The organism is Okeania sp. KiyG1, assembly GCF_014132355.1.
Classification (GTDB): domain Bacteria; phylum Cyanobacteriota; class Cyanobacteriia; order Cyanobacteriales; family Microcoleaceae; genus Okeania.
This window is the reverse complement of the sequence record NZ_BLZO01000099.1, coordinates 25,598-34,146: the sequence shown is the minus strand read 5'-3', so window position 1 is coordinate 34,146 and position 8,549 is coordinate 25,598. Positions and strand designations below refer to the sequence as shown.

The following is an 8,549-nucleotide window of genomic DNA, read 5'->3' as shown; positions in this document are numbered from 1 at the left end:
CTGCAATTAGTGTTAGGGCGATGGTTCGGTAAATTGATTTTGATTTAACCATGAGATTTTGAGAGAGATTAAATTTGTTGATATTTGAGCGATCGCTCAGATTATAAGATTAAATTATCTAAATTTTTTGCGATAATTGAAATTAGGATTAGGGGATAGTTCGGCAAATTGATTTTGATTTAACCATGAAATTTTGAGAAAGGTTAAATTTGTTAATTGTTGATAATTTGCCAATATCCATAGATTGATAATTGAGGCAAATATAAATATAACAATTCCCAAAAAGCGTGAGGTACAAAATTTTAGGTTTGAGGGAACACCGGAGCTGGGAACAGGGAATAAAAAGACAAAAAAATAACTGTATCTCACTAATTTGATAAACGCTATAGCGTTTTGCTGAAAAACTTCAGATTCAATTATCTAAATTTTTGGTGAGAATCAAAATTAGTATTATGGGGATAATTCAGGAAATTTATTTTTGTTTATACATGATATTTTCAGAGAAATTAAATTTGTTGATGTTTGAGTGAACGCTCACAACTATAAATTGATAATTGAGCTAAATATCAATAGCGTTTTGCTGAAAAACCTCAGATTCAATTATCTAGATTTTTAGTAAGAATTGAAATTAGGATTAGGGAGATAATTCGGGAAATTGATTGAGATTTATAGATGATATTTTGAGAGAAATTAAATTTGTTGATGTTTGAGCGATCGCTCACAACGATAAATTGATAATTGAGCTAAATATCAATAGCTAAGATTAAGGATTAGTACTTGATACTATAATTCTTTTTCACAGTTGTCAATTTAAAATAACTTTTATAAATATGCTTTAGTCCAAAATGATACAATTAAAATTAAAACAAGAGGGTAAATTTTATGGCAAGAAAAACACCAACGGGAAGAAAACTACCAAGCAAATATCAAGAAGAAGAAAATTATAAGGAGGAGGTTTATCAAAGGGATAACTTAATTTACGACCCCGATCAAATTAATATTATTACTCGAGAAATTACTATTAAAGAGTTATTGAGAAAAATAGGTGAAAATTTTATTGATTTAGCCTCTGATTTTCATGGTTATACCGATATATGGAACGATGCAGTTAAAAGTAGATTGATTGAATCTATTATTATTAGAATTCCTTTACCAGCTTTTTATGTTGATGGTACCAATGAAAAGCAATGGTTAGTAGTGGATGGATTACAAAGGCTGTCAGCTTTAAAAGAATTTATTAATGATAATACTTTATGTTTAACTGGTTTAGAATATCTAGACATTGAACTTGATGGTAAAACCTATAAAGAATTAGACCGTAAATATCAACGTCGTATTGAAGAAACCCAGGTTAAAGTATATCTAATTACACCAGGTACACCAGCTAAAGTTAAGTACAACATTTTTAAACGTATTAATACAGGAGGAGGACTTTTAACTCTTCAAGAAATACGTCATACTCTTAATCCTGGTAAAGCAGTTAAATTATTAGCTGAACTTGCTAAATCTCCAGAATTTACTAATGTTATTCAGATTAGTGAAACAAAAATTAAGCGTATGGAGGATCGGGAATTTGTGCTAGGTGCTTTAGCAGTGATGCTTACATCTGATTCTTACAAAGATTATGCAAGATATAAAAGAGAAGAATTTTTAGATAATGCCATGAAAAAAATTAATAGTTTATCTGATTATGAAATTAAACAACTTGCTAATAAATTCAAAAAAACTATGGTTGATTATCAAAAAATATTTGGCAATCAACATATTCGTCAATCTAATAAATTAAGAAGATATTCACTTGATAAAACATTATCTGAAACCTTGTTACTTTCTAATAAAGCATTATTTGAAACCTTGTCATTTCATATTAGTCAGCTTAACAGTCAAGAAATTCAAAAACTTATAATGAGGAAGCAAGACTTAATAGATAAATTTATCGAATATGTAGATAAAGACAAAGAATTTACCAAGTCTATCTCTCAAGCTCAAGATAAGATAGAATATCGTTTTGAAACCATTGAAAAATTATCAGATCAGTTATAAATGATTAGTTCAGTACATTTAAAAAACTTTAAACCTTTTGCTAATCAATCCCTATAATTTAAACCACTGACTTTACTATCTGGTCTGAATAGTACGGGCAAATCTTCTGTCTTACAAGCATTACTTTTAATGCGTCAATCTTATCAACAAGGTCTACTACAAAATCAAAAACCAGGTTTAGCCCTTAACGGCGATTTAGTCTGTATTGGTACTGCTCAAGATGCACTATTTGAAGGAGCACAAGATGATTTTATTAGCTTTGAAATTGTTTGGCGAAATGACAAAAAAGGAATCTGGAATTTCTCCTATGACCGAGAAAAAGATGTTCTAAATCTTGCCTCAACATCTGTTACCCCTGATATCTATAAACTTAGTCTTTTTAATCAAAAATTCCATTATCTTCAAGCTGAACGTTTAGGTCCGCGTTTATTTTCTCAAATGTCAGATTTCCAAGTACAACAACTCCAACAATTAGGAGCAAAAGGTGAATATACAGCACACTTTTTATTTATTAATGAAAATCAAACCATACCAAATTGTAGCTTAGGACATCCAGAAGCAGACTCACTAATTTTAAGAGAGCAAGTCGAAGCTTGGATGGGAGAAATTAGCCCAGGTACGCGACTAAAAATTAATGCAAAACAAGATATAGATTTAATGAGTCTTCAATATTATTATGGAGATAGTAATCCTTATCGTTCTACTAATGTTGGATTTGGAATTAGCTACACTTTACCAATTATTGTGGCAATTCTTTCTTCTCCACCTGGCACTTTAATTCTCATTGAAAATCCCGAAGCACATCTTCATCCAAAAGGTCAATCAAAAATGGGAGAATTATTAGCTCTCGCTGCTAGTTGTGGAGTACAAATTGTAGTTGAAACTCATAGTGACCATGTTTTAAATGGTATTAGAATAACAGTTTATAGAGGAAAACTTGACCCTGAAAAAGTTCAATTACGCTATTTTGAACGCCGAAAACAAGGAACAGAATTTGTCACTGAAATAATATCCCCCCAGATAGACCGGAACGGACGAATAGATAAATGGCCAGAAGGTTTTTTTGACGAGTGGGATAATAGTTTAGAAGCACTTTTAGAACCCAGAGAAGAGTAAAATATGGATTTAGAAATGGTGCTGAATGAACTTTCCCTAGAAACTCCTGTTGCTGATATTTCCACAGCGCGAAAATTAATGTCAGAGTTAATTCAAACTTTAATCCAAACAAAGAAATTAGGTGTAAAAATACTTCGGACTGACAGAGACCTTAACTATATAGAACTTGCTCCTAATTATCCTATAGCAAGTTGGCGTAACGACCGGGAAGTAGACAGAGAGGAGCGTAGATTTTTTCGCTCTCTTATCACTAAAGTTCCTCTTTGGAGTGATGTTACTGAAGAAATTAAAAGTAAATTTGATTTGTCTGAAGTTTGGCATCAAGGAAAATTAGCAGAAGGTCTTCGTTTAGCTTTAATTAGTGATTATATTGCGATTAGCTTATTATCCCAACCACAATGGGATACAGATTTTCTAGAACTTCAGCTAACAGAGTTAGGTAAAAATCAAGAGTTAATTTACCAGTCCGAAAAAAATGTTCATGCTAGTCGAAGTAGTCATGTAAAACAACATACTGAATGGATTAAAAACTGCATCGAAAATAAATTATTTGATAGGCAAGTTGATGGAGAAGTACTATGGGAAAGGAGACAAGAATTTTTGCCAAATTTAATCCTCTGTGAACAACTAGAGCAACAGTTACAAAACCTAAACACTGGCGACCACATTTTGCAACAGGTAAAGAAACGATTATTGGAATTAGAACAATACTGTAAAACTTGGAAAACTGGAGCTTTTAATAAAAACCTTCTCCCTAGCAAAACAACCCCAGAAAGTGACTCAAGAATTCAACAGTTTAGACAACAACTAACTATTAAATGTCCTGATGGTAAAAAACGTCTTTTTAGTTGGCATCTACGCATGACTCCTGGTGCTTGGCGACTTTATTTTTCAGAAGAATTAGGACCTGGAAAAATTCTCATTGGTTATGTAGGTCTTAAGCTAAAATAGGTAAGAATTTCCTAGGTCATGCTGCGCAAACAGCAGTCAGCATTCAGCATTCAGCTATTAACTTATTGTCTTAGAAGGAGAATTCAAAATTATGTTTGCTTCCACATTCCGCAGGAAAGAAAAAGGTAACAAGCTAACTTTAGTAAGTCCTGTATGTTCATACATCTGAATGCGAGCACATGACAAACGAAAATGCTGTTTGCGCAGCATTCCTCAGGAAATGCTAATAGTTGTTTGCGCAGCATTCCGCAGGAAATACTTACTAAAATAGTCACAATATTTTTGATAGTTAAATCCATATAAATATTAACCAAACTCCATGAGTAAAAATTCTAATTTTCCAATTCCCCAATTTTCTTATATTTGTGGCATTCTCACAATTATAACTCTATTAATATGGCTCCTCAGAGGCTTAAAAATTCTGGCATTTTTACCAGGAGGAGTGATTTTACTTCTAATTTTTTTATCCATAACAACTGGTGTAATTAGCCTCTTACAACGACCACATTAATTCAGACTTTTTTTGCCCTTTTTTCTCATACTTCTATAACTTATTAAATAATTAAGGTTTAAAGCCTCTCCTTTAAAGGAGAAACAAGCGGTCGTTTGCTTTTGCTTTTGCTTCGCAAAGCTGGCGCAACGCAAAGCTGGCGCAACGCAACGCTGTCGCGTTTCGCGTCAGCGGAACGGAGTTCTATCTTCGCAGCTTCCCGTAGGGTGGGATGGAGAGGTCTCGGAGCCATATCCAATCGACCAAGAGAAGAAAAAATTTTTATGATTAGTCAATCCTCTTTTTTTCAAGGAGAGGTAATTGTTAATTAGGGCTTGCTGATTAAATCTAAAAGTATTTACAGATAAAGATTTTAGCCTTTTTGGAGCCTTTGAAAAGTGCCTGTTTTTCAGCTATTAATTCTCAAAAAGGAGCGTATTTTAAGCTCATAGTTGGGCAGAAAAATCATTCTTACATTCTTACTCCTACCTCCTCTAAATTCCCTTTTCTCCTGTCTCCTGTCTCCTGTCTTCCCCTCCCCTCCTGGGAGGGGTTAGGGTGGGTTGTCTCCTACCTTCACCCATAAGACTTTTTCAGCAAACCCTAATTATTAATTATTAATTATTAATTATTAATTATTGAAGACTTCTAACTTCATTATCCCGTGCCATTGCCTCCCCTACTGTTACATTTAATTGTGCCCCAATTAATACCACCAATGAACTAATATATAACCACAACAATAAAATAATAAAAGTACCAATAGTTCCATAAGTTCGGTTATAGTTACCAAAATGAAAAACGTATAAACGAAATAAATTAGAAGCTCCTGCCCACATTAATGCTGATATAATTGCACCAGGCATAATAGGTGTACTTTTCCGTCTACGACTCGGACCAAAACGATAAACAAAAGCAAAAGCTGTAGAAACTATTCCTAAAGTAATCGGCCATCTTAATTGACCCCAAGTTTCTAATAATTGTGACTTCAACACACAATTATCAACTGGTTCTTGAAATAAACAACTAGCAACCTGGTCAGGGGGACAATTTGGTAGAGTTTCTAGTAAGCAACTTTGCCGAGCAATCATGTCTACAATTAAGTCACTAACTAATACTAATCCAGAGGCAATAATTAATAGTATGAGAGTACCAATAGTTAGTCCTAAAGAAACTAATTTTGCTTTCCAAAAAGGTCGTTTTTTCTCAAGAGGAACTTGATGAATTTCGTCAAGAGCTGCCATAGCAGAACTCAGTACGCTAGAAAATATCCATATTGAGCCAATAAAACTGAAAGAAAATATTTCTCTGTTGGGGGTTCTCAGAATTTCATCAACAGCACTGCTAATTAAAAATCGCACTTGATTAGGTACTATATCTGTTAGTAAACCACCCATTTGTAATAGAGGCGATCGCAAAGATTCAAATAATCCAATTGCTGAAATTATTGTTAATAATCCCGGAAATAAAGCGAGCATTGCATTATAGGCCATCTCCGCTGATAAACCTGCTAATCTACTTTTGCCAGCACAAATACATACTTGTTTAATAGTATTAAAGTTTAGATGAAGGATGAACTGAAAAAAACGAATAATTCGCTTCAGTATATGTTTGACGATCCTTTTTAATATCGTCAATATTATGCCATAACCACGTTTAGCAATTGGAGTTAATAAGTTGAAAAATCGCTGCCTATTGGAGTGGTTTAAAACCTCTCGCAATGTGGCAGAATTAAAGTGACGTAAAAAGTGGAAAAAGCTCATAGGGCTTTTAGGCAAAAAGGATTATCTGAGTTACTTTTAGTAGAGAATAATTTGTCAATTAACAAAAACTTAAAAACAACAATTATAAATTTATAAATTATAGAATATTGTGTTATAATCAGTGTATATTCAAACTGTATCACTTATGAAGTATACTTACCAATATCGTATATATCCAGCAAACGTGCCAGAAGTTAGCACTAAACAACTGGCTCAGAATTTGTCGGTATTGGTACAACAGAATGCTAGGAGAACGTTTTAACTGGTGGGAGCAAAACAGATGTCCTATAAATGCTTGTCCTCTAATTTCTCATTTACCTGAATTAAAAGACAAACCAAATTACTATAACCAGAAAAAGCAATTACCAGAATTGAAAAAGGCTATAGTAGAAGTCAAACACTCAGGCGAGCATCTGGATTTTTCCCAAGTTTATTCAACAGTTTGGCAAGATGTCTTTCAACAATTAATAATTAATAATTAATAATTAATAATTAATAATTAATAATTAATAATTAACAATTACCTCTCAAAAGAAAACGGATAGGATTGACTCAAAGGAAAAATTTTTCTCTCTTGGTCGATTGCATCTGGCGAGGTCTCCTAGCCATCCCACCCTACGGGAAGCTGCGCTACGACCGCTTGTTTATCCCCTTAAAAGGAGAGGCTTTAAACCTTAATTATTCGGAAAAAGAGTAGAAACAACATTTTCTATATTTGTAGCAGGCGATCTTCAACAATGAATAATGAATAATGAATAATTAATAATTACCTTTCCTTGAAAAGAAGAGGATTGACTAATAATGAAAAATTTTCTTCTCTTGGTCGATTGGATATGGCTCCGAGACCTCGCCATCCCTCGACCGCTTATTATCCCCTTAAAAGGGGAGGCTTTAAAGCACAATTTTTCGGTAAAGGTAATCGTAGTGGCCAACCGATATTTAAAAGCAAATCTAGATATCGTTCATTGAACTTTCAAGAGTGCTGATGATTCTTGGTTAAAATTTTCATCAATTAATAGTAAATGGTTATATATATCAATTCCTAAAACAGGTTTAATAAAATTCAGAACCCATAGACCAATACCAGAGCTAGCCAAAATCAAATAAATTTCATTAACAAAAAAAAAACTGATGGTTGGTGGATAAATTTAAGTTTAGAAGATAAGTCAATCCCTGAGTTGAAAACTTACAATATTCAACCTACATGGGAAAACTCAATAGGTTTAGATGCCGTCCTAGATAAAGATATTTATCTAGCCACATCAGAAGGAAACAAATTACCTTCTGTGAAACCTTTAAGAACAAATCAAGAAAAACTAGCTAAAGTATCCCAACGCAAGAACAAACGTAAACATGGTAGTAAATCAAGACGAAAACTAGCAAAACGCGAAAGTAAAATCTATCAAAAAATAGCCAGAATTCGTAAAGATTTCCAGTACAAAACAGCTTATAAATTGATTCAAACAGGTAAAAAAGTATTTTTCCATGAAAAGTTAAATTTAGCAGGATTAACTCGCAGAAATCAAACCAAAAAAGATGAAAATGGAAAGTATTTGCCTAATAGTCAATCTACTAAGTCGGGGTTAAATAAATCTTGGCTTGATGCTGCATTTAGTCAATTCTTTGAAGTGCTGGGTCAGGTAGCCACAAAAGCAAACGCCAGTGTTGTTGAAGTTAAACCAAATTATACATCTCAATTGCTTTGTTATAGAGATGAAATAGTGTTTACAGATTGCAGTATCAGAGAATATTTTGATGAGGAATTACAGTTTAAAATTGACAGAGATATAAATGCTGCCATCAATTTGAAACGAGTCGAGCTGGACTTGTTCGGTGACTATAAACCGCCGTCAAAACAAAGTGGTTATTGCTAAATCTAAAACCACTTCTGTTTCTCAGGAAGTTCTGACAGTCTTGAAAAGGCATTTCTATGCCTACACAGAAAGCAGATGCGTCGGTGTAGTTCATTAATTGATAATTGATAATGGATAATTGATAATTACCTCTGGTTAAAACCGTTACGGAATTGAATATATTGAATATAAGGAAATATTATTTCTTCTCTTGGTTGATTGGATATGGCGAGGGGACCTCGCCATCCCTCAACCGCTTTTTTCCCCTTAAAAGGGGAGGCTTTAAACCAGAATTATTTAATTATTAATAATTAATAATTAATAATTCGGTAA

Annotated in this window: 6 protein-coding genes and 1 pseudogene; 6 read left to right on the top strand and 1 reads right to left on the bottom strand. The window is 33.2% G+C overall.

Annotation, left to right across the window (positions count from 1 at the left end):
- Nucleotides 1–882 precede the first annotated feature (882 nt).
- The 3 genes from SAGCYANO_RS24250 to SAGCYANO_RS24240 all read left to right on the top strand — a co-directional run bounded on the left by SAGCYANO_RS24250 (nucleotide 883) and on the right by SAGCYANO_RS24240 (nucleotide 4,110).
- Entirely contained in the window at nucleotides 883–2,043 is a 1,161-nt protein-coding gene (locus SAGCYANO_RS24250; RefSeq protein WP_202222425.1) for a DUF262 domain-containing protein, read from the top strand.
- Nucleotides 2,044–2,172: 129 nt separating this feature from the next.
- On the top strand, nucleotides 2,173–3,159 hold the full coding sequence (locus SAGCYANO_RS24245; RefSeq protein WP_237396631.1) for a DUF3696 domain-containing protein: 987 nt from the start codon (nucleotides 2,173–2,175) through the stop codon (nucleotides 3,157–3,159).
- 3 nt (nucleotides 3,160–3,162) lie between these two features.
- Entirely contained in the window at nucleotides 3,163–4,110 is a 948-nt protein-coding gene (locus SAGCYANO_RS24240) for a hypothetical protein (RefSeq protein WP_202222424.1), read from the top strand.
- Between the two features lie 1,125 nt (nucleotides 4,111–5,235).
- On the opposite strand, the gene SAGCYANO_RS24235 is transcribed toward SAGCYANO_RS24240, so the two are convergent.
- Nucleotides 5,236–6,378 carry a YihY/virulence factor BrkB family protein gene (locus SAGCYANO_RS24235; RefSeq protein WP_237396630.1) on the bottom strand — a complete coding sequence of 381 codons (1,143 nt, stop codon included), beginning with the start codon at nucleotides 6,376–6,378 and terminating at the stop codon, nucleotides 5,236–5,238.
- A gap of 137 nt (nucleotides 6,379–6,515) precedes the next feature.
- Here SAGCYANO_RS24235 and SAGCYANO_RS50610 point away from each other — a divergent pair.
- The 3 genes and pseudogenes from SAGCYANO_RS50610 to SAGCYANO_RS24225 all read left to right on the top strand — a co-directional run.
- Nucleotides 6,516–6,602 (top strand): annotated as a pseudogene (locus SAGCYANO_RS50610) (hypothetical protein); the annotation flags it as partial.
- 3 nt (nucleotides 6,603–6,605) lie between these two features.
- On the top strand, nucleotides 6,606–6,845 hold the full coding sequence (locus SAGCYANO_RS24230; protein ID WP_202222423.1) for a hypothetical protein: 240 nt from the start codon (nucleotides 6,606–6,608) through the stop codon (nucleotides 6,843–6,845).
- A gap of 621 nt (nucleotides 6,846–7,466) precedes the next feature.
- Nucleotides 7,467–8,237, top strand: a complete 771-nt coding sequence (locus SAGCYANO_RS24225) for a transposase (RefSeq protein ID WP_307785965.1) — start codon at nucleotides 7,467–7,469, stop codon at nucleotides 8,235–8,237.
- The last annotated feature ends 312 nt before the right edge of the window (nucleotides 8,238–8,549 follow it).

Coding starts and splice junctions, on each gene's coding strand:
- SAGCYANO_RS24250 (WP_202222425.1), top strand. CDS start 883: ATGGCAAGAAAAACACCAACGGGAAGAAAACTACCAAGCAAATATCAA.
- SAGCYANO_RS24245 (WP_237396631.1), top strand. CDS start 2,173: ATGCGTCAATCTTATCAACAAGGTCTACTACAAAATCAAAAACCAGGT.
- SAGCYANO_RS24240 (WP_202222424.1), top strand. CDS start 3,163: ATGGATTTAGAAATGGTGCTGAATGAACTTTCCCTAGAAACTCCTGTT.
- SAGCYANO_RS24230 (WP_202222423.1), top strand. CDS start 6,606: ATGCTAGGAGAACGTTTTAACTGGTGGGAGCAAAACAGATGTCCTATA.